This is a genomic window from Janthinobacterium sp. LPB2021202312-11-4, from assembly GCF_037049705.1.
GTDB lineage: Bacteria > Pseudomonadota > Gammaproteobacteria > Pseudomonadales > Pseudomonadaceae > Aquipseudomonas.
On sequence record NZ_JBAGKV010000021.1, the window covers coordinates 47,533 to 67,378 of the forward strand.

At 60.0% G+C, this 19,846-nt stretch carries 16 protein-coding genes and 2 tRNA genes; 16 read left to right on the top strand and 2 right to left on the bottom strand.

The window, feature by feature from the left end; genetic code table 11:
• Position 1: 1 nt before the first annotated feature.
• From V5E99_RS21285 to V5E99_RS21315, 7 genes are all read left to right on the top strand, one after another.
• The gene (locus V5E99_RS21285; protein WP_499804226.1) at positions 2-1,843 is read left to right on the top strand and encodes an ABC transporter ATP-binding protein; all 1,842 of its coding nucleotides are present in this window, start codon (positions 2-4) and stop codon (positions 1,841-1,843) included.
• On the top strand, positions 1,840-2,148 hold the full coding sequence (locus tag V5E99_RS21290) for a (2Fe-2S)-binding protein (RefSeq protein ID WP_499804227.1): 309 nt from the start codon (positions 1,840-1,842) through the stop codon (positions 2,146-2,148). Before V5E99_RS21285 ends, V5E99_RS21290 begins: the two co-directional genes overlap by 4 nt.
• Entirely contained in the window at positions 2,130-3,506 is a 1,377-nt protein-coding gene (locus V5E99_RS21295; protein WP_499804228.1) for an FAD/NAD(P)-dependent oxidoreductase, read from the top strand. The genes V5E99_RS21290 and V5E99_RS21295 overlap by 19 nt, the downstream gene beginning before the upstream one ends.
• Positions 3,503-4,657 (top strand): NAD(P)/FAD-dependent oxidoreductase, encoded by a 1,155-nt coding sequence (locus V5E99_RS21300; RefSeq protein WP_499804229.1) that lies wholly within the window; start codon positions 3,503-3,505, stop codon positions 4,655-4,657. The genes V5E99_RS21295 and V5E99_RS21300 overlap by 4 nt, the downstream gene beginning before the upstream one ends.
• Complete coding sequence (argE, locus tag V5E99_RS21305; protein WP_499804230.1) at positions 4,654-5,811, top strand: acetylornithine deacetylase; 1,158 nt, start codon at positions 4,654-4,656, stop codon at positions 5,809-5,811. The genes V5E99_RS21300 and argE overlap by 4 nt, the downstream gene beginning before the upstream one ends.
• Before the next feature lie 238 nt (positions 5,812-6,049).
• Positions 6,050-7,507: an NAD-dependent succinate-semialdehyde dehydrogenase gene (locus V5E99_RS21310; RefSeq protein WP_499804231.1), complete on the top strand. Its 1,458-nt coding sequence runs from the start codon at positions 6,050-6,052 to the stop codon at positions 7,505-7,507.
• A gap of 28 nt (positions 7,508-7,535) precedes the next feature.
• Positions 7,536-8,615, top strand: coding sequence for a tartrate dehydrogenase (locus V5E99_RS21315; RefSeq protein WP_499804232.1), 1,080 nt, complete (start codon positions 7,536-7,538; stop codon positions 8,613-8,615).
• Between the two features lie 119 nt (positions 8,616-8,734).
• Here the strand turns inward: V5E99_RS21315 and V5E99_RS21320 are convergent, their stop codons facing one another.
• Positions 8,735-9,661 (bottom strand): 2-hydroxyacid dehydrogenase, encoded by a 927-nt coding sequence (locus V5E99_RS21320; RefSeq protein WP_499804233.1) that lies wholly within the window; start codon positions 9,659-9,661, stop codon positions 8,735-8,737.
• Positions 9,662-9,933: 272 nt separating this feature from the next.
• On the opposite strand from V5E99_RS21320, the gene gabT reads away from it, so the two are divergent.
• The 9 genes from gabT (at position 9,934) to V5E99_RS21365 (ending at position 18,051) form a co-directional block, all read left to right on the top strand.
• A complete protein-coding gene (gabT, locus tag V5E99_RS21325; RefSeq protein WP_499804234.1) occupies positions 9,934-11,226 on the top strand; it encodes a 4-aminobutyrate--2-oxoglutarate transaminase in 1,293 nt (430 codons plus the stop codon).
• A gap of 95 nt (positions 11,227-11,321) precedes the next feature.
• Positions 11,322-11,978 (top strand): HAD family hydrolase, encoded by a 657-nt coding sequence (locus tag V5E99_RS21330; protein WP_499804235.1) that lies wholly within the window; start codon positions 11,322-11,324, stop codon positions 11,976-11,978.
• Positions 11,979-12,023: 45 nt separating this feature from the next.
• A complete protein-coding gene (locus tag V5E99_RS21335; RefSeq protein ID WP_008055821.1) occupies positions 12,024-12,512 on the top strand; it encodes an Lrp/AsnC family transcriptional regulator in 489 nt (162 codons plus the stop codon).
• A 397-nt stretch (positions 12,513-12,909) separates the two neighbouring features.
• Positions 12,910-13,680 (top strand): DUF4198 domain-containing protein, encoded by a 771-nt coding sequence (locus tag V5E99_RS21340; protein ID WP_499804236.1) that lies wholly within the window; start codon positions 12,910-12,912, stop codon positions 13,678-13,680.
• Positions 13,681-13,707: 27 nt separating this feature from the next.
• Positions 13,708-14,913 carry an acetyltransferase domain-containing protein gene (locus tag V5E99_RS21345; RefSeq protein WP_499804237.1) on the top strand — a complete coding sequence of 402 codons (1,206 nt, stop codon included), beginning with the start codon at positions 13,708-13,710 and terminating at the stop codon, positions 14,911-14,913.
• A 67-nt stretch (positions 14,914-14,980) separates the two neighbouring features.
• On the top strand, positions 14,981-16,324 hold the full coding sequence (locus V5E99_RS21350; RefSeq protein ID WP_499804238.1) for an OprD family porin: 1,344 nt from the start codon (positions 14,981-14,983) through the stop codon (positions 16,322-16,324).
• A 228-nt stretch (positions 16,325-16,552) separates the two neighbouring features.
• Positions 16,553-16,626: transfer RNA gene (locus V5E99_RS21355), tRNA-Cys, on the top strand.
• Between the two features lie 194 nt (positions 16,627-16,820).
• Positions 16,821-16,907, top strand: a tRNA-Leu gene (locus tag V5E99_RS21360).
• A gap of 163 nt (positions 16,908-17,070) precedes the next feature.
• A complete protein-coding gene (locus tag V5E99_RS21365) occupies positions 17,071-18,051 on the top strand; it encodes a tyrosine-type recombinase/integrase (RefSeq protein WP_499804239.1) in 981 nt (326 codons plus the stop codon).
• 363 nt (positions 18,052-18,414) lie between these two features.
• Here the strand turns inward: V5E99_RS21365 and V5E99_RS21370 are convergent, their stop codons facing one another.
• The gene (locus V5E99_RS21370; RefSeq protein WP_499804280.1) at positions 18,415-19,845 is read right to left on the bottom strand and encodes an aldehyde dehydrogenase family protein; all 1,431 of its coding nucleotides are present in this window, start codon (positions 19,843-19,845) and stop codon (positions 18,415-18,417) included.
• Position 19,846: the final 1 nt, after the last annotated feature.

Sequence of the window (19,846 nt, forward strand, 5' to 3'; positions counted from 1 at the left end):
TATGAGCGAATTGATCCGAGTCGAAGACCTGCGCGTGGTCGCTTGCGGCGAGCGCGGCGAAACCGAAATCGTCAAAGGTGTGAGTTTTTCCCTGGAAAAGGGTGAAGTGCTGGCGTTGATCGGCGAGTCCGGCTCCGGCAAGACCACCATCGCCCTGGCGCTGCTGGGCTATGCCCGACGCGGTTGTCGGTTATCCGGTGGCGTGGTGCAAGTTGGCGAGCACGACATGCTGGCACTGAGTGAAAAGCAATTGCAGGGCCTGCGCGGCAACCGCGTGTCGTACATCGCGCAAAGCGCTGCGGCGGCGTTCAACCCGGCGAAAAAACTGATCGATCAAGTGGTGGAGGGCGCGTTGATTCATGGCCTCGGCACCCGTGCGGTGCTGGAAGCCAAAGCCATCCAATTATTCCGCGACCTGGCATTGCCGGACCCGGATCACATCGGCCAACGTTACCCGCACCAAGTGTCGGGCGGACAACTGCAACGGGTGATGGCGGCCATGGCGTTGATCAGCGATCCGTTGCTGGTGGTGCTCGACGAACCGACCACCGCCCTTGATGTGACCACTCAAATCGACGTGCTCCGCGCATTCAAGCGAGTAGTGCGTGAACGGGGGGCGACGGCGGTTTACGTGTCCCATGATCTTGCGGTGGTCGCGCAAATGGCCGATCAGATCGTCGTGCTCAACGGCGGTCAGATCTTCGAGCAAAGCGCCACCGCGCCGCTGCTCAAAGGCCCGACCCACGAATACACCCGCAGCCTGTTGGCCGCCGCGCGCCCCGATACAACGATCCGGCCACCCAGCGGCGTGGCCGAAGACGAACCGCTGCTGACCATCAAGGGCCTGACCGCCGGCTACGGCAACAAGAACATGCACGGCATGCCGTCGATTCGCGTGCTGGAAGACATCGACCTGACCGTGCGCCGGGGCCAGGCCATTGGCGTGATTGGGGAATCGGGTTCCGGAAAATCGACCCTGGCGCGGGTGGTGGCCGGGTTGCTGACCCCGGCACTGGGCGGATTGACCTTTGATGGTCAGCCACTCGGTGGCTGTCTCTCGGAACGCACCGACGAACAGTTCCGCCGCATCCAAATGGTCTTCCAGAACGCCGATACGGCGCTCAACCCGATGCACAGCGTCAGCACTATTCTGAGTCGACCGCTGAAGATGTATTTCGGCCTCAAAGGCGCGGCGTTGCGCGAACGGATCGGCGAATTGCTCGACCTGGTGCGGTTGCCCCGAACCTTGGCCGAGCGGCGGCCGAATGAGCTGTCCGGCGGGCAAAAACAACGGGTCAACCTGGCCCGGGCGCTGGCGGCGAAACCGGATCTGATCCTCTGCGATGAAGTGACCTCGGCGCTGGACACGGTGGTCGGCGCGGCGATTCTCGAACTGCTGCGTGACCTGCGTCAGCAACTGGGGGTTTCCTACCTGTTTATCAGCCACGACATCTCCACCGTGCGGGCGCTGTGCGACGACATTGTGGTGATGTACAGCGGCCACAAGATCCAGGCCGGGGCTCGGCAATCATTTGCCCAGGCTCCGTTCCACCCGTACACCGATTTGTTGATCCATTCGGTGCCGGAGTTGCGTCAGGGCTGGCTGGAAAACTGTGGCACCACCTGTGGCGAGCTGCCGCCAATTGGCGCCAGGGCCAATCGGCCGGAGCTGTGCACCTTCCTCAGTCGTTGCCCGGTGCGGGTCGATGGCCTGTGCAACCGCACGGCGCCGAATCGCCGGATCATCGACGGCGGCAGTGAAATCCTCTGCCATCACGACAGCGCCGAACTGCTGAAAACCCAGCAGGATGTGATCACCATGACCCAGGGAGCTTATGCATGAGCGGGCGTTTTGTGAGGCTGGCCGAGCAGGGCCGACCGACCGTCAGTTTGACGGTGGATGGCGCAACCATCGAGGCGTTGCAGGGCGACACCTTGATGGTCGCGTTGCTGACCCAGGGCAGTGCGTTGCGTCAGTCGGAATTTGATTCCGGCCGGCGCGCCGGGTTTTGCCTGATGGGCGCGTGCCAGGATTGCTGGGTCTGGACCCGCAACGGTGAACGTCTGCGAGCCTGTTCCAATGAGGTCCGTGAAGGGCTGGACATCGTCACCACACAACCGGAGGCGACATGGCCACTGCACGGATAGTCATTGTCGGCGCCGGGCCGGCGGGTATTCGCTGTGCCGAGACGTTGGTGGCGGCGGGGTTCAAACCGATCCTGATCGATGAAAATCATCGCGATGGCGGGCAGATTTACCGTCGTCAGCCGCAAGGTTTTACCCGCAATTACGCCACGCTGTACGGCACCGAGGCGCGCAAGGCCCGGGACCTGCACGACAGTTTTGATCGTCTGCGCGGGTCCATTGATTACCGCCCGGACACGCTGGTGTGGAACCTGACACCAAGGCAATTGTGCTGCGTCAGCCAGGGCAAACATTCGACGGTGGATTACGACGCGCTGATCCTCTGCACCGGCGCGACCGACCGCTTGATGCCGATTGAAGGCTGGCAGTTGGCGGGCACCTACAGCCTCGGCGGGGCGCAGATTGCACTCAAGTCCCAGGCGGTTTCGATTGGTCACAGCGTGGTGTTCATGGGCAGCGGGCCGCTGCTGTATCTGGTCGCGAGCCAATATGTGAAAGCTGGCGCGAAGGTGGCGGCGGTGCTCGACACGTCGCCGTTCAGCAAGCGAATCGGCGCGTTGCCAAAACTGTTGGCGCGGCCCGGTTTGCTGTTCACCGGGATGAAACTGCTGGCGCAGTTGTATCGGGCGAAAATTCCGGTGCATTTGGGGATCAAACCGCTGGCGGTGCAGGGCGATGCGACCAGCGGCGTCAGCGGTGTGCGGGTTTTGACGGCGCGTGGCGAGACGCTGAATGTGGATTGTGATGCTGTGGCGTTGGGGTATCACCTGCGTCCGGAAACCCAATTGGCCGATCTCGCCGGTTGTCGTATGCGTTTCGATGAAGCCTCCGGCCAATGGTGGCTGGCGGTGGATGAAGAGGGCCGGACCTCGGTCAGCGGTGTGTACGCGGCCGGCGACGGCTCGAAGATTCGCGGTGCGGACGCGGCTGAACACGCCGGACGACTGGTGGCCATGGCGCTGCTGGAAGACCGGCAGCAACCGGTAAACGCCGGATTACGCGACGAACAACGCCAGGCCCTGGCCGTGATGGATCAGTTCCGCCTCGGTTTGGCCCAAGCGTTTCCGTGGCCGGCGGAACAAGCCAAAGCCTTGCCTGATACGGCTATCGTTTGCCGCTGCGAGATGATCAGCGCCGGTGAATTACGTGGGGTGGTCCGCGAGAAGGGTGCTTGCGAAGTCAACCGGGCCAAGGCGTTCAGCCGGGTCGGCATGGGTCGCTGCCAGGGTCGTTATTGTTCTCAGGCTGGTGCCGAAGTGATTGCGGCGGCGGCAGGCGTCACTGTGCAACAGGTCGGTCGGCAACGGGGCCAGGCGCCGGTCAAACCGCTTTCGATGCTCACCGAGGAGGTATCGCCATGACCGTTCAGAAAGCCGACGTGGTGATTGTCGGCGGCGGCCTGATGGGCTCGGCGTCCGCTTTTTTCCTGCGCCAGCGCGGGCAGTCGGTGATCCTGCTGGAGCGTGACCAGATCGGTCAGTACGCCAGCGGCGTCAACTTCGGCAACGTCCGCCGTCAGGGTCGTTATTTGGGGCAATTGGCACTGGCCAACCGCTCCTGGGCGTTGTGGAAACGCCTGCCGGAACTGATCGACGACGACCTCGAATTCATCGCCAGCGGCCATATGCGTGTGTGTTATCGCGAAGATGAAATCCCTGAGCTTGAGGCCTATGCCGCCGCGCCCGAGGCGGCACAACTGGACCTGAAAATCTATCGTGGTGCCGAGTTGCATCAGCGCTTTCCATTCCTCGGGAAGGATGTGAAGGGCGGCTCCTACGCACCTCACGACGGCCACGCCAACCCGCGTCTGGCGGCCCCGGCGTTTGCCCGTGCGGCGAAGCGTATCGGCGCTCAAATTGAAGAGCAGACGGAAGTCGCCGAGGTGCAGAAGGTCGGTGGCGAGTTCACTATCACCACTACTGACGGTCGCCAGTTCAACGCTGCACAACTGCTGATCACCGCCGGAGCCTGGGGGCAAAAGCTGTCCCAACAGTTCGGCGAACCGGTGCCGCTGGACACCCACGGCCCGCAAATGGCCGTGACCGAGCCGGTGCCCTACGCCTTGCCGACGGTGATCGGCGTGTACACCAAGATTCCCGAGGAAGTGATCTACTTCCGGCAGATCCCGCGCGGCAACATCGTCATCGGCGGCGGCTATCGAAGCAAACCCGACATGCTCAATCGCCGAGCCTATGTCGAGCCGCGCAGCATCCTCAACCAGATGGAACAGATGCGCCGTTTGCTGCCGGGTGTCGGCAACCTGAACATCATCCGCGTCTGGAGCGGCATCGAAGGCTACTTGCCGGACTCCTTGCCGATCATGGGCCCGAGCGGTACGGTCGACGGCTTGTTCTACGCGTTCGGCTTCTGCGGTCACGGCTTCCAGCTCGGCCCTGGCGTCGGCGATGTGATGGCCGAGCTGATCAGCACCGGCAGCACCAGCACTTCGATTGAGCCGTTCTCTATCCGTCGGTTCGCCCATTTAGCCGAGCAACGGAGCAAGGCCTCATGAAACCCCGTGTACTGGATATTCTCAAACGTTTGATGGCGTTCGACACCGTGTCTTCGGAGTCGAACATGGCACTGATCGAGTATGTGCGCGACCTGCTGCTGAGCAAGGGCATCGAGTCGCTGATCGTCAAGGATGAAACCGGCAAAAAGGCCAATCTGTTCGCCAGCACCGGGCCGAAAGAGCTGCCGGGAATTCTGTTGTCCGGGCACACCGACGTGGTGCCGGCGGTGGGGCAGGCCTGGACGGTTCCGCCGTTTCAAGCGACGGTGCAGGACGGCAAGATCTACGGGCGCGGCAGTTGCGACATGAAGGGCTTTATTGCCCTGGCCATCGACGCGATGCTCGACGCCGCCGACCATTCCCTGAGCCGACCGCTGCAACTGGCGCTGTCCCACGACGAAGAGACCGGTTGCGTCGGCGTACGGCGCCTGCTCGATGTACTGCACCTGGCACCGATGCGGCCGTTTTTGTGCCTGATCGGTGAACCGACCAACATGCAATTTGTGCTCGGGCACAAGGGCAAGGGTTCGTATCGCACTTATTGTCGGGGGCTGGAGGCGCATTCGTCGCTGGCACCGCGCTCGGTCAATGCGATCCATGTGGCGTGCGATTTCATCGCGGCGCTGCGTCAGAGCCAGCAGCAATTGCAAGAACAGGGCGCCCAGGACGTTGACTACGACGTGCCTTACAGCACCGTGCATGTCGGGCAGATTGGCGGCGGGCGGGCACTGAATATCGTGCCGAACCTGTGCACCCTGGATTTCGAAGTGCGCAATTTGCCGGCGGATAATCTGGATCAGTTCCTGGAGCAAATGCAGGAGCGCGCCGAAGTGATCGTGCGCGAGGCGCGGTTGCTGTCGAGTGTCGCGGCGATTGAAATCGAAACCCTCAACGTCTATCCCGGCCTCGACACGCATCCGAGCGTTGAAGCGGTGCGCTTTCTGAAGAACTTCGCCGCACCGGATACCGGCACCGCCAAGGTTTCGTTTGGTACTGAAGGTGGATTGTTCAAGCAGCGGCTGGATGTGCCGGTGGTGGTCTGCGGGCCCGGTTCGATTGAACAGGCGCACAAGCCGGACGAGTTCATCGAGATCAGCCAGATGGAGGCCGGGGAGCGGTTTCTTGAAGGTTTGTTGGGGTCTTTGAAAATTTAAGATCGAAAGATCGCAGCCTTCGGCAGCTCCTACGGGTTCCGTGTTCACCGCAATTTCATGGGTGAGCTCAATCCACGGTAGGAGTTGCCGAAGGCTGCGATCTTTTGACTTTGCTTGCCGGTAGAGCCTGCCGTCCCATCCCGATTTTCAGCATCCAACACCGCCGAATCCGCGCTTTCAGCATCCTCATCCGTCGCACCTCCCTAGACTGAAACCTGTCTCGGATCAGGACTCGACCATGCTCAAGAATCGTTTGAAAGACCCCGGCCTTTTGGTAGAACTCGCCTACGTGGATGGGCAGTGGATCGGCGCCGACAACGCCGCGACCCTGGACGTCATTGACCCGGCCAGCGGCCAATTGCTGGCCCGGGTACCGGCCCTGCAAGGCGCGGAAACCCGCCGTGCCATCGAAGCCGCCGACAAGGCCTGGCCAGCCTGGCGCGCAAGACCGGCGGCCGAGCGTGCCGCGCTGCTGGAACGTTGGTATCAGGCCATGATCGACAACCTCGACGACCTGGCGCTGATCATGACCTGCGAACAGGGCAAACCCCTGAACGAGGCCAAAGGCGAAATCCGCTACGGCGCCGGTTTCGTCAAATGGTTCGCCGAAGAAGCCCGGCGGGTTTACGGCGAAACCATGCCGGCCCCCAGCGGCGACCGCCGATTGCTGACGCTCAAACAACCGGTGGGCGTCTGCGCCGCGATCACTCCGTGGAACTTCCCTAACGCGATGATCACCCGCAAATGCGCGCCAGCCTTGGCCGCCGGTTGCCCTATCATCGTCAAGCCCTCGGACCTGACGCCGCTGTCGGCCCTGGCCCTGGCGGTTTTGGCCGAACGCGTCGGCATTCCAGCAGGCGTATTCAACGTGTTGACCGGCATGCCTGCCGGCATCGGCGAGGAACTCACCAGTAACCCAACGGTGCGCAAGATTTCCTTTACCGGCTCGACCGCCGTCGGCCGTTTGCTTATGCGTCAAAGCGCCGAACACATCAAGCGCTTGAGCCTGGAACTGGGCGGAAACGCACCGTTCATTGTGTTTGACGACGCCGACCTGGAGCAGGCAGTGGCGGGGATTATGCTCAGCAAATTCCGCAACGCCGGCCAGACCTGCGTGTGCGCCAACCGGATTCTGGTGCAAAACGGCATCTACGAACGGTTCGCTCAGCGGTTGGTGGAGGAGGTGGGCAAACTCAAGGTCGGCAACGGCCTCGACGCTGACGTCACCATCGGCCCGTTGATCAACACGGCCGCCGTGAGCAAAGTCGCCCGGCACATCGATGATGCGCTGAGTCAGGGCGCGGTGTTGCTGTGCGGCGGTATTCCTGACGGCGACAGCCAGTTCGTGCAACCCACGGTGCTCGGCGAGACCCACGCCGGCATGCTACTGGCCAACGAAGAAACCTTCGGTCCGGTGGCGCCCTTGATGCGCTTCACCGACGAAGCCGAAGCCCTCGCCCTGGCCAACGCCACGCCTTATGGCTTGGGCGCCTACTATTTCACTCAGGACATACGTCGTTCATGGCGTTTCGGCGAGGCGCTGGAGTTCGGCATGGTCGGGCTCAACACCGGGATCATCTCCATGGAAGTCGCGCCGTTCGGCGGCATCAAGCAATCGGGCCTGGGCCGCGAAGGCAGCAAGTACGGCCTGGATGAATACCTTGAAGTCAAAGCCTTCCACATCGGCGGGCTGTAATTCACAGACACTGGGGGGAGGTACATTGATGAGCAAGACATTCAGAATCGCCGCGATTGCCGGCGATGGCATCGGCAAGGAAGTGCTGCCGGAAGGGCTGCGGGTACTGGAGCAAGCGGCGAAAAAATGGCAGCTGGATTTAAGCATCGAAGTACTCGACTGGGCTCATTGCGATTACTACCTGGAACACGGGCAGATGATGCCCGGCGACTGGTTCGAACAGCTCAAGGGGTTCGACGCGATCTACTTTGGCGCCGTGGGTTGGCCGGACAAAGTGCCGGATCACATTTCCCTGTGGGGCTCGCTGCTCAAATTCCGCCGCGACTTCGACCAGTACGTGAACATCCGCCCGGTGCGGCTGTTTCCCGGTGTGCCGTGTCCACTGGCCGGACGCAAACCCGGGGACATCGATTTCGTGGTGATCCGCGAAAACACCGAGGGCGAGTATTCCTCGGTCGGCGGCAAAATGTTCGAAGGCACCGAGCATGAATTCGTGCTGCAAGAATCGGTGTTCACCCGCCGTGGCGTGGACCGGATTCTGAAGTTTGCCTTTGAACTGGCCCAGACCCGCCCGCGCAAGCGGCTGACGGCGGCGACCAAGTCCAACGGGATCTCCATCAGCATGCCGTACTGGGACGAGCGCACCGCGTTGATGGCCGCGCAATACCCGGACATCACCTGGGACAAGCAGCACATCGATATTTTGTGTGCGAGGTTTGTGCTGCAACCGGACCGGTTTGACGTGGTGGTGGCGTCGAACCTGTTTGGCGACATTCTGTCCGACCTGGGGCCTGCGTGTGCCGGGACCATTGGCATTGCGCCTTCGGCGAACCTTGATCCGGAGCGGCGGTTTCCGTCGTTGTTCGAACCGGTGCATGGTTCGGCGCCGGATATTTATGGGCAGAACATTGCCAACCCGATTGCGATGATTTGGTCGGGGGCGTTGATGCTGGATTTCCTGGGTAACGGCGATGAGCGTTATCGCGCTGCCCATGACGGGATTTTGCAAGCCATCGAGCGTGTCATTGCTGACGGACCGATCACCCCGGACCTGGGCGGGAAGGGTTCAACCCAAGATGTCGGCAAAGCCATCGCCGCCCGTCTCTGAGTCACCACCATCCCTTGTAGGAGCGAAGCTTGCTCGCGAAAGCGGTGTGTCAGTCGACAGCAATATCAACTGACACACCGCTTTCGCGAGCAAGCTTCGCTCCTACAGGGGGGGTGTGTTCAGTAACCTTGGGTACGGTCGATCTTGCCTACCATCGGCTCGCCTCGTTGATGCCGCCGAATATTCTCCAGTAATACCCCAAACGCACTTTCCGGCTGGGTCATCGCCGCGATGTGCGGTGTCAGCAGAATCTGCGGGTGCCCCCAAAACGGATGGTCCACCGGCGCCGGCTCCTGCTGCAACACATCCAGCACTGCGCCGCTGAGCTGGCCGCTGTCTAGCGCTTCCAACAAATCGCCTTCCACCAAATGCCCACCCCGGCCCATGTTGATCAATGCCGCGCCATGGGGCAGTTGCCGGAACAGTTCCCGGTCCAGAATCCCCTGGGTCTGCTCTGTCAGGGGTAGCACGCACAACAGGATGTCGCACTGGCTGAGAAACGCCGGCAGTTGCTTGTCACCGGCAAAGCAATCAACGCCTTCAATCCGATGCGCACTGCGCGCCCAACCCTTCAGCGCAAACCCTAACGGCTGCAACGTCGCCAGAATCTGTTGCGCCTGGGTGCCCAGGCCCATCACACCGACCCGACGCTTGCTCGCCGGTTGCAGCAAGTGCGCCTGCCAACACCGCGCCATCTGCTGCTGGCGATACTTCAGCATGTCCCGGTGCAAACTCAGCACGGCAAAACTGGCGTACTCGCACATGCCACGGGTGATGCCCGGATCGAGCAGGCGCACCACCGGCAAACTCGCCGGGATACGGCTGAGGTCGAGTTGATCGACGCCGGCCGACAGCGCAAACAAGACCTTCAAATTCGGCAGCAAAACCTCAAGATCATCCGGTGCCTGCCACGCGGCCAGGTATTCAATCTCGCTCGGATCGCCGATGTCCGGCCAGGCGCGCCATTCGATATCCGGGGCGTGTTCGGCGAACAGCGCTTGCCACTGTTTGCCGCGCACAGGGTCAGCTTTATAAAGCAGGGCCATGGGCAATTCCTGAAGGGGTGAAGGTGCTCTCATCATCGCGCACTGGCGAGGCAGGATCTGTCGAAAGCGCCGGGTTAAACGGCTTGCGTCACGCTGTATCGGTGCGGCCCCGGCAGATTCGGCGGGCTGAAGGAATCTGCCGTTTGGCGGGGTGAAAACAGTCGATCCGAATTTCTCAGGGCCCAAGTTCGGCGTAGTTCGTTTCGCGCAAGCCTTAACCTGAACACCATCGCAACCACCTCCCGGTTGCCGGACTCACGATGGGAAATGCCATGAATAGCAAAGTCGACGACACCCCTCATTTGCTCCGTCAGCGCGATCAATTCGTGCCGCGTGGCCTGGTTACCGCTCACCCGTTGGTGATCGATCGCGCCCAAGGTGCCGAATTGTGGGACGTGGATGGCAAGCGCTACCTGGATTTTGTCGGCGGCATCGGCGTGCTGAACATTGGCCACAATCACCCGAAAGTTGTAGCGGCGGTGCAGGCGCAATTGCAAAAGGTTTCTCATGCCTGCTTCCAGGTGGTTGCCTATCAACCTTATCTGGACCTGGCCCAACGGCTGTGCGAAATGATCGGCGGTAAAGAAGCCTATAAAGCCGCGTTCTTCACCTCCGGCGCCGAAGCCGTGGAAAACGCAGTGAAAATCGCCCGCGCCCACACCCATCGTTCGGCAGTGATTGCCTTTCGCGGCGGTTTCCATGGCCGGACCTTGCTCGGCACCACGCTGACCGGCATGAGCCAGCCCTACAAACAGAACTTCGGGCCGTTCGCGCCGGAGGTGTTCCACACGCCGTATCCGAATGCCTATCGCGGCGTCACCAGCGACATGGCGCTCAAGGCACTGGACGAATTGCTCGCCACGCAAGTGGCGCCGGAGCGGGTTGCCGCCATCATCATTGAACCGGTGCAGGGCGACGGTGGCTTCCTGTCGGCACCGGTTGAGTTCCTCCAGGGGCTGCGTGCGTTGACGGAAAAACACGGCATCGTGCTGATCCTCGATGAAATCCAGACCGGTTTCGGTCGCACCGGCAAATGGTTCGGCTTCCAGCACGCCGGCATTCAGCCTGACCTGGTGACCGTCGCCAAAAGCCTCGCCGGTGGCTTGCCGCTGTCGGGTGTGGTCGGCAAAGCCGAGGTCATGGACGCGCCGTTGCCCGGCGGCCTGGGTGGCACCTATGGTGGGAATGCGTTGTCCTGCGCAGCAGCATTGGCGGTGATCGATGCTTTTGAAGAAGAAAAACTACTGACGCGCGGCGAAGCATTGGGCGAGCGTCTGCGCAAAGGGTTACTGAACTTGCAGGCCTGTCACCCACAAATCGGCGACGTGCGCGGCACCGGCTTCATGCTCGCCATCGAGCTGATCAAGAACGATGACGCCCGTACCCCGGACGCCGACCTGAACCAGCGCCTGATCGATGAAGCCCGCAAGGGTGGCTTGCTGGTGATCAAGTGCGGCGTGTACCGCAACGTCTTGCGCTTCCTCGCACCGCTGGTGACCACCGAAGCCCAGGTCGACGAAGCACTGCACATTCTGCAAGCCGCTTTGGCACGCGTCTTGAACTGAGTTCCCGCAGGCGTGGGGCGCTGCTGCAAGGCAGCGCCCGTGAGCGTTTACGGAGCATGGAGTGATCGAATGCATCATTGGAGGCTGTGCACACCATGGGGCTGACTGATTATCGAGCGTTGCTGATCGATTGCGATGAAGTCCTGGTCGATCGCGACTCGGGTGTCTGGGCGGCGTTGCAACCGTTGCTCGACAGCCGGGGCGGGCACCCGGACAAGGAACAGGTGCTGGCCGAATACAGCGAGGTGGTGCGCGCCCTGTATCCGCGCTTCAGTGAGCTAGGCTTCAGTGGGCTGCTGTGCTTTGCCCATCGGCAGTTGGCCGAACGCTGGGGCCAGAAAGCGAGCTGGGAGGAGGGCATGAGCTTCGCCCGGTCGGTGGCCGGTTGGTCACTGTTCGAAGACGCGCCGGGGGCGATGTTGTACTTGCGCAAGTTCTATCGCTTGCTGGTACAGGGCGACCGGGATGCCGAGGATCGTGGGTTGCTGTGCGAGCGACTGGGGATCAACGCGGACGATTTCATTTCACTGGCCGGCGACCCGTTACAGGATTCGCAGTGGCTGCAAAGCAATGGATTGGAACCGAGCCAGATCCTGCAAGTGACCCGGCCTTCGGCCAGTCCGCAAGCCAGCAGCGATGTGTGCCTGATCTGTCGCGGTCGGGTCAAACACTCGACACCCTGTGCTGGCGATTACTGCATCAACAGCATGGCGGATCTGGTGGCGCAGCATCAACTGTCTTTACGGCGCTGATTTTGCTAGAAGATTGTCTTACAAACGGCAGTCACGAGGTACGCAATGGAAGGTTTAGTAAAACTGGACCGAATCGACATCAGCATCCTGGTCGAGCTGCAAAAGGATGGGCGAATGACCAACGTCAGCCTCGCCGATGCCGTGGGTTTATCGGCCAGCCCCTGCCTGCAACGGGTTAAACGGCTGGAATCGGCCGGGTATATTTCCAGCTACAAGGCGCACTTGAACCTGGCGAAAATCACTGACTCGGTGACCGTGTTCACCGAGATCACCCTGAGCGACCACAAGCGCGAAGACTTCGCCAAGTTCGAGTCCAATATTCGCCTGGTCGATGAAGTGCTTGAATGCCATTTGATCAGCGGTGGCTACGATTATCTGGTGCGCTTCATGACCCGCAGTATTCAGCACTATCAGGAAGTGATTGAAAGCCTGCTCGACAAGAACATCGGTATTTCGAAGTACTTCAGCTATATCGTTATCAAATCCCCCGTGCTCAAGGACGGCGTGCCGTTGCGTAAGTTGCTTAGGCACTAAGTCCTCAATCCACTCCATCCCCAACACAAATCCCCCCTGTCGGGGCGGGCTTGCTCGCGAAGAGGCCGTGTCAGTCGGTAAAGATGTCGACTGATACACCGCTTTCGCGAGCAAGCCCGCTTGTGTCTTGCGGTGCGTTATGCACCGCGTTTGGACATGGCCTCGCTTGAACTCCTCAACCCGCCTCATCCTGGCGCAAGCCGCATAAACCGCTGTTTCACGCCGCAAAACAGTGTCCGATGGCCCCACTCAGCCTGTTTTCAGAACAAAGCGCAAAAGTCTCTGCGCTGTAATGCGTACAGAGAGAGGGGCGTGGTTTGTGAGGTTGCTGATTTCGGGAGGATGAAGCGGCTGCAGCGAATTGCGAAATAACACCAATCGGAGCGAAAAAATGCGAATGAGCAACGCAAAAGCACTATTGGGTTACGGCGTTTTTATGCTGGCCGCCAGCAGCGAGGCGCATCAGATCTGGTACGAACAGCCGCCCGGGCAACCCTTGGCGCTGTACTACGGCGAATATGACAAGAACATGCTGGAAGTCACCCCAGGCGGGATGGACCGGTTCCAGCAACTCAAGGGGTGGTCGATTGGCAACAATTCGAAACCATTGAATCTGACGTTGCAGCGTCAGGCCTTTACGGTGGCCCATCAGGCCAAGGGCGATGACTCACTTCTCGCCCAAGATCCGCATTATCCAATCTTCGACCTGCACGAAGCCGACAAGACGTTGAAAACCCACTGGACGCCAGCCACCCGTTGGGTCGGCGATTTGCGTGCGCGAAAACCGGAGCTGACCCTGGACATCGTGCCCACCGGCGTCGTCGAAGGCAGCAACGCGCAGTTCCAAGTGTACTATTCGCAAAAACCGCTGGCGGATCAGGATGTTATGTTGGAAACCGGCTCCGGCGAGGTCTTCACCCGGCGCACCGATGCGGCGGGAAAGGTCAGCTTCGACTTGCCGTGGCAGGGCACGTATGTGGTGGCCGTCGAATACAAGGACCGCAGCCCCGGCGAACGCGTAAGCCCTCAAGGCAAGACCGAGGCGTTCGATTTGAAGAGCTTCAGCTCCACGCTGTCGTTCTATCGAACCGAGGGTAAACCGGCGTTGCCACGGGCCCCGTCGCAACCGCCGGCATCCGAAGTCGCCCGGTTGAAGAAACAGGCCTGATCCATCGTCCTTTAAGGAGTCACCACTATGTCCCAATCTTCAGGATTGGCCGGGCAGGCAGGAAGCATTTCCCCTGCGTTGGCCACGCCATTGGCCAAGGCCAACACCCGCATGCTGGCGATCGACGCTTTGCGTGGTTTCGTCATGCTGTTAATGCTGATTGACCATGTACGGGAAACCTTCCTGTTGCACCGTCAGGTCACCGATCCGATTGACGCGTTGAGTGTGACGCCGGATCTGTATTTCACCCGCATGCTCAGCGAAATCTGCGCGCCGGTGTTTATCTTCCTCACGGGTTTGTCGGCCTGGCTCTACAGCCAGAAACACAGCGCCAGCGAGACCTCGGTGTTTCTGCTTAAACGCGGGTTCTTCCTGGTATTTCTGGAAGTCACCTTTGTGTGTTTTGCCTGGAACGCCGAATTCCCGCCCAAGACCTTATGGCTGCAAGTGATCTGGTGCATCGGCATCTGCATGATCGTGCTCGCCGGATTGCTGCACTTCAAACGTAGCTGGCTGATTGTGCTTGGGGTGGCCATCGTCGCCGGGCATAACCTGTTCGACAACGTGACCGTCGGGCCTGAATCACCTTTCTTCGTGCCGTGGTCAATCCTGCATCAGCGAGTGTTTATCGACATCACCGAATTCACCCGGGCGCGCACTACGTATCCAGTGTTGCCTTGGATCGGGGTGATTCTGCTGGGATGGGCCATTGGGCCGTGGTTCGGCAAGGACATGGAGCCGGCGCAGCGGATTTCCCGGTTGGTCAAACTTGGCGTTGGTTTGCTGGTGGCGTTCGTGTTTATTCGCTACTTGAACGTCTATGGCGAGAAGCCTTGGGTGCAGACCGGTGATTCGTTGCGCACGTTCATGAGCTTCATGAGCGCGAAAAAGTATCCGCCGTCGCTGATGTTCCTGATGCCGACACTGGGTCTGGGCCTGCTTCTGCTGGCGTTTTTTGAAAAGATGCAGGATCGCTGGTCCACCGCGACCTTGGCGATCTACGGCGGCGCGCCAATGTTCTTCTATTTGCTGCACCTGTACGTGCTCAAAGCCATGTACCTGGTGGCGGTTGCGATCTGGGGCGCCAATCAGGGCGCGTATTACGGCTTCGATAATCTGCCCACGGTGTGGCTGTGGAGCGCGATTCTCGGGGTGTTGTTGTTCTTCCCGACATGCTGGTTCGCCGGGCTCAAGCAGCGTCGCCGCGACATCGCGATCCTCAAATACCTCTGACATGACCCTGGGTGTCCCCGTTCGGCGGGGACACCTTGCAGACCCCAGACTTGTGTGGAGTTGCCCCGTGAAAACCCTATCGACGCATACCCTGCTATTGGCATTGGGCGGGCAGTCGCTGCTCGCCTGCGCTTCAGAACAAGACAACGCCAAAGGCTTTGTCGAAGACAGTCAGTGGAGCCTGCTGAACCGCAGCGTCTACGACCGCCGCGACTATGAACATGGCTCGCTGAGCAACGGTGCGCGCAACGCCTACAAACCTCGCGCCCAACGCAGCGACCTGGCCGAGGAATGGGCCTACGGCCTGATGGCCGATTTCACTTCCGGCTATACCACCGGGACCTTAGGTTTTGGCCTCGACGCTCATGCCTATTCCGGTTGGGAGCTGGACAGCGGAGGCGGGCGGGCCGGCAAGGCGCGGTTGCTCGGCGTCGACAACGACGGTCATCCCAAGGATGAATTCAGTCGTGGCGGCGCCGTGGCTAAACTACGGTTTTCCTCCACCGAGTTGCGCTACGGCGAACAGCGGGTGAAAACCCCAGTGTTTGGCTCGTCAGACAGCCGTCTGCTGCCTGAAACGGCCACTGGCTGGTTGCTGACCAGCCGTGAACTGCCTGCCACGACGCTCTACGGCGGACACTTCAACGAAAGTACCGACCGCAACGCCACCAGCCATGACCAAGGCTTTGTGGTCAATTACTCGAATGGTAAGCAGGGCGACAGTTTTGATTTGGTAGGCGTGCGCAACACCGCATTGAAGGGACTTAACGCCAGCTTGTTCAGCGCGGTTTACGCCGATACCTGGCGTCAGCACTATTTGGGCGCGGTCTATACCCAGCCGTTGGCCGCCGGTCAGGACCTGACGTTCGATCTCAATCTCTATCGCACCCAGGACACCGGCAAAGCGTTGTCCGGCCGAATCGACAATACGACCTGGAGTTTTCTGACAACCTACAAGGCCGCTTCCCACAGCTTCGGTCTGGGTTATCAGAAGGTCGAAGGTGACACGCCCTACGATTACGTCACACGGGGCGCGATCTACTTGAGCAACGCCGTGGCTCTGTCCGACTTCAACGCCCCACAGGAAGCCTCCTGGCAGGCACGATACGACCTGAACATGACCGGCTACGGCATTCCCGGCCTGACCTTCGGCGCACTCTACGTTCGCGGCAGCGGAATCGACGGCAGCCACATGGACCCGAATGGCGGTTACAAATGGTTGGGGTACGGGCAGGGCGGCAAACACTGGGAACGCGACATCCAGGCCAAATACGTGGTGCAATCGGGCGCGGCGAAGAACCTTGCATTTACTTTGCGCCATGCTGTTCATCGCGGGAATGCGGCGCAGGCGGAACTAGATGCCAACCAAATCCGCCTGGCAGTGGAATATCCACTGGGAGGAAAATTCTAAAGAGCAAACCAGGAGCGGCGTGAAATCCAGCGGGATCTACCAGGCAGAAATTTTTTTGAAATCAAGGGGTTGCCAGTCTCGGGAAATCAGTACATAATTCACGCCATCGAAAGCACTGACGGCTGAAAAAGTCTAATGTTTTCAAGGGGTTAGAGAATGATTTAATCAACTCTCGAAGCTCAGCGTTTGTATGCATCTGGTGTCGTGCTACTGACATCCGATGTTTGAGGCCGAGTAGCAAAATGGTTATGCAGTGGATTGCAAATCCACCTACGCCGGTTCGATTCCGACCTCGGCCTCCACTTTAAACGAGCTCCGTAGATCCTTGATCTACGGAGCTTTTTTATTTTCGAAGTTCTGCAAGATTTAGTCTTGAAAAGGGCCTTTGCGAACTTGCTTCACCGGGGCGGGGTGTATATATTTCCCCCTCTGTTGCACAAGCGTCAGAACTGCCAGGTGTTTACCGGCAGCCGCAAGATTGCTTGACCGCGCTACCGCCCGAATGGCGAAACTGGTAGACGCATGGGACTTAAAATCCCCCGCTCGTAAGGGCGTGCCGGTTCGATTCCGGCTTCGGGCACCACTTCTAGTTCCGCCGGGTTTCGCCGAGTACCGCGAAGCCCTGACAAAAGCCGCCTAGTGCGGCTTTTTTATTGCGTGCGGTTTCGATGCCTTCCGATGCGTTCCGCACATTTTTAGTACATCATCCAGCACTTCCCCAGTTCGACTGACGTGGTGATGTACTAATGCCCCTCACTGATACGGCTGTCCGGCAAGCCAAAGCCGGCGAAAAAGAATATTCCATCACTGATGGCGGCGGCCTTTCTCTGTACGTCGCGACGAATGGCACGAAGTCGTGGCACTTCCGTTTTTCCTGGCACGGCAAACAGCCGCGTATGTCGCTGGGGACCTATCCAGAAATCAGCCTTAAGGATGCCCGCGAGCGGCGCGATGGGGCGCGGTCGCTGGTTGCCAAGGGCATAGACCCGCGTTCGCAACGCCGGAACGAGAAGCGGGTCGCCGCAGATTCGTCGGTCAAGACGTTCGAGGTTGTGGCTGGCGAGTGGTACGCCTTCAAGTTGCCACGGTGGGCGAAGTCCAAAAAGGGCGCTGCGGTACAAGCCCAGCTCTATCTGGACAAGGACATGGTGCCGGCGCTGGGCAAGATCCCGATTGCTGAGGTTCGCCGAGCCGAGGTATTGGCGTGCCTGCGTGGAATCGAGAAGCGCGGCGCGCTGAATGTAGCCCGCAAGTGCAGGACCTGGCTCAACGAGATATTCCGCTTCGGCATCGCCTCCGATTATCTGGAGGTCAACCCGGCGGCAGATCTGGATATCGTGGCCGTCAAAGAACCACCCGAAAAGCATAACCCAATGCTTCGGCAGCGGGAGCTGAAAGCGTTCCTGGTCGCGCTGGAGGCGGCAGACCTAAAGGACTACACCAAGAGCGCGATCCGGTTGTTGCTGCTGACTGGCGTACGCACGATAGAGCTGCGCAGCGCAACGATCGATCAGTTCGATCTTGACGCCGCACTGTGGACGATCCCGGCCGGGACGGTGAAGCAGTTGAAGAAGCTGATCAGGGAAAAAGGGGTAGGGGTTGTACCGCCGTATCTGGTGCCGCTGTCGCGGCAGGCGGTTGAGGAGGTGCGCAAAGTGCACCAGGTGACTGGCCGTTACAAACTGCTGATCGCGGGCCGGCATGAGCCGACCAAGCCAATCACCTGACACCGAAAAAGCTCAAGCAGCGAGAAGCGGTGCTCGATAAACGAATTGCGCGTTATCTGGCACGACGGCAGTGAAGGGGGTACTGAAGGGCTGGATGCCTGTCTGACGACCAAGTTCATCAGTCAGGTGGGAATTTGAAATTGATGAAAACTGCCCAAGGGTGGGGTTTATAGCTAAATGGGAGGGAGGTTAATCCCTGTACTTACCGAGTTGTCGCAAGGCAGCCCCATGACCGCTCAGTCCACGAAAACTGGGCGGTCTTGGGTTTCTAAAAGCGGTCATGTGTGGAGTGGACTAATACAGGCCATGATTGTGGTGTGGTGCAGACCTTCCTTGACGAGCCCCCGGCCGGATTAACCGCTATCAGTAGCGAATCATTACGGACTTAAGTTCGGTGTAGTCATCTATAAACGCACTGCCAAACTCGCGACCTATCCCTGAGGATTTTTTACCCCCGAATGGAACCGCCGGATCAAGCATTGTGTGCATGTTTACCCACACAGTTCCGGCATTGATGGCAGGCACCATGCGCAGGGACTTGCTCAAGTCGTTGGTCCATAGGCTGGCGCTCAAGCCATAAGGCGTATTGTTCATCAACTCCAGCAGTTCTTCTTCGGTGTCGTAAGGGAAGAAGGTCGCGATCGGGCCGAATGTCTCCTCGTTGAGCAGCGTGTCGTTCACACTGTTGGCGAGGATCACCGTCGGTTCGACGTAGCAGCCCGGGCGGTCGATCAGGTTGCCGCCGTAAATGATGGTGCTGTTTTCTGCGCGAGCCTTGGCGAAAAACTCGCCGAGTTTAAGTTGATGCTGGCGGTTGGTGACCGGGCCGAATTCGGTGCGCTCCTCCAGTGGAGAGCCGATGTTCAGTTTGCTCAGGCGTTGCGCCAGTTTGTCCATGACCGGTTCGATCTGTGAACGATGGAAGAAGAAGCGCTCGGCAGCGGCGCAGATTTGCCCGGAATGCAGGAACCCGGCTTCGATAATGCCGTTAACGGCCTTGTGCAGGTCGACATCGCGCAGGAAGCCCGCCGAGTTTTTGCCGCCCAGTTCAAGCGTGGTACGGGTCAACCCGGCCCCCATGGCACTCTGGCCGACGGCGATACCGGTCGGCACCGAGCCGGTGAACGAAACCTTGTCCGTGCCTGGGTGTTCGATCAGGCCTTTGCCCACTAAACCACCACCGGTCAATACGTTCAGCACCCCGGCTGGCAGGCCGGCTTCGATAGCCAGCTCGGCGATCCGCAGGATGGTCAGCGGCGTGAATTCGCTGGGTTTGATGATGATGCTGCAACCGGTCACCAGCGCCGAGGCAAGTTTCCAGATGGCAATCATGGTCGAGAAATTCCACGGCACTATGCCCACCACCACGCCGACCGGTTCGAGCAGGGTGAAGGCGGTATAGCGTTCACCGGCGAAGGAGGGCAGTGATGGGGTGATGGTCTGACCGCCGATCTTGGCCGCCCAGCCGGCGTAGTAGCGCAGAAAGTGGGCGGCCTGGTCGACTTCGAACGCCCGAGAAATCTGGATGATTTTGCCTGATTGGCAGGTTTCGATCTGCGCCAGTTCTTCGCGGTGTTGCTCCAGCAGGTCGGCGAGTTTCAGCAGCACGTTGCCGCGAGTCGCCGGTGTGACCTGGGGCCAATGCTTGAAGCCACGGTTAGCCGACGCCACTGCCGCATCGATATCCACCGGATCGGCATCGGCGACTTGGGCAATGACCCGGCCAGTGGCGGGATTGATCACTTCTAGCGTCTGGCTGAAATGACTCTGGACGTAGCCACCGTCGATGAACAGT

Coding starts and splice junctions, on each gene's coding strand:
- V5E99_RS21330 (WP_499804235.1), top strand. CDS start 11,322: ATGGGGCTGACTGATTATCGAGCGTTGCTGATCGATTGCGATGAAGTC.
- V5E99_RS21335 (WP_008055821.1), top strand. CDS start 12,024: ATGGAAGGTTTAGTAAAACTGGACCGAATCGACATCAGCATCCTGGTC.
- V5E99_RS21290 (WP_499804227.1), top strand. CDS start 1,840: ATGAGCGGGCGTTTTGTGAGGCTGGCCGAGCAGGGCCGACCGACCGTC.
- V5E99_RS21295 (WP_499804228.1), top strand. CDS start 2,130: ATGGCCACTGCACGGATAGTCATTGTCGGCGCCGGGCCGGCGGGTATT.
- V5E99_RS21300 (WP_499804229.1), top strand. CDS start 3,503: ATGACCGTTCAGAAAGCCGACGTGGTGATTGTCGGCGGCGGCCTGATG.
- V5E99_RS21340 (WP_499804236.1), top strand. CDS start 12,910: ATGAGCAACGCAAAAGCACTATTGGGTTACGGCGTTTTTATGCTGGCC.
- V5E99_RS21285 (WP_499804226.1), top strand. CDS start 2: ATGAGCGAATTGATCCGAGTCGAAGACCTGCGCGTGGTCGCTTGCGGC.
- V5E99_RS21315 (WP_499804232.1), top strand. CDS start 7,536: ATGAGCAAGACATTCAGAATCGCCGCGATTGCCGGCGATGGCATCGGC.
- V5E99_RS21310 (WP_499804231.1), top strand. CDS start 6,050: ATGCTCAAGAATCGTTTGAAAGACCCCGGCCTTTTGGTAGAACTCGCC.
- gabT (WP_499804234.1), top strand. CDS start 9,934: ATGAATAGCAAAGTCGACGACACCCCTCATTTGCTCCGTCAGCGCGAT.
- argE (WP_499804230.1), top strand. CDS start 4,654: ATGAAACCCCGTGTACTGGATATTCTCAAACGTTTGATGGCGTTCGAC.
- V5E99_RS21345 (WP_499804237.1), top strand. CDS start 13,708: ATGTCCCAATCTTCAGGATTGGCCGGGCAGGCAGGAAGCATTTCCCCT.
- V5E99_RS21365 (WP_499804239.1), top strand. CDS start 17,071: ATGCCCCTCACTGATACGGCTGTCCGGCAAGCCAAAGCCGGCGAAAAA.
- V5E99_RS21320 (WP_499804233.1), bottom strand. CDS start 9,661: ATGGCCCTGCTTTATAAAGCTGACCCTGTGCGCGGCAAACAGTGGCAA.